At 35.1% G+C, this 1,122-nt stretch carries 1 pseudogene; it reads right to left on the bottom strand.

What is annotated here, in order from left to right:
* Positions 1 to 328: pseudogene (locus tag ABLA85_RS17150) on the bottom strand (IS1 family transposase); the annotation flags it as partial.
* Positions 329 to 1,122: the final 794 nt, after the last annotated feature.

Here is a 1,122-nt window from a genome sequence, read left to right as displayed (position 1 = left end):
TCGTCTATTTCACAGATAATCTGGATGTCACTTCCCACCAGAGGCCGCGAGGTTACATTTTCTGGCGTGAGTTTTTTAATGTGCGAATGACGGTGTTAATGCCAATTTTCAGAACACGAGCGGTATCTCTAACACCCGAGTTATTCATTGCCATATCAACAATCTGTTCTTTCATGCCAGGATTGCAGGCTTGATAGGTGTAATTCAGTTGAAAGGTTTTGCGGCAAGCATAGCAGTGATAACGGGGATGACCACTACTTCCTTTTCCATGCCCTTTAACATCCTCTGATTTGTGACAGTAACGACAAACCACATCAACTTTAGCCATATCTCACCCATAATAAAAAATGGGAAGTTTATCACAATATCTAATTATTGGGAGCATGATCCTGTCTCCCTGAGATGATGGAATGTTATAAAATAGGCTATCCCGCCCGATAACAACGCAGGCCATAACATTCGGGCACAAGATTTAAATCTAACTCACATTGTCTCCGACAAATTGGTTAATTAAGGACGTAATATGCTGTATTACGATAATTTGAAGGGACTTCGTTGTCCGAATATTTCGGCTGAACCGTGATAAATAAAATGGGGACAATAATAAATAACGGAGGGGTAAAGGCCAAATGAAATCAAGGGAAATAAAAAACGACATCTGACAGTCACAGTGTAAAAAGTTAAAATGATTGCCGTTGAAGAATAATATTTTTATATAGTTGATATGATTAGTGTACTGAACCGTTTAATGTTTATTCATAAAAGTTTGTCTTCTGGTAATAGGTTGAAATATAAATAAAAATAAATATGACTGCGTTGACGGAATCATGATCATTTTCATTTCATGAACTCGCTCACAAAAAAACTGTTTTTAGATATGAGGTTTTTATTTTCTGTCTTTTTTTGATAAAAAAGAGTGTAGTAATGAATAATATATTTTCGTTGAATATATAATAGCTGGCTATTAATTCAAATAAAAGCAAGTATTTCTATGTGATTACTCCTAAATATAATTTGGTTAATTGAGAAACATACGGATTAAGTCAATCCAAATAACTCAATTTTATTAGACAACTGCCTGGATTTCAAAGGGCCGTTTTCTGGGTCATGTATTGAATGGTT

The organism is Xenorhabdus sp. SGI246, from assembly GCF_040838225.1.
Taxonomy (GTDB): domain Bacteria; phylum Pseudomonadota; class Gammaproteobacteria; order Enterobacterales; family Enterobacteriaceae; genus Xenorhabdus; species Xenorhabdus indica.
This window is presented reverse-complemented; position numbering and strand designations above follow the sequence as displayed.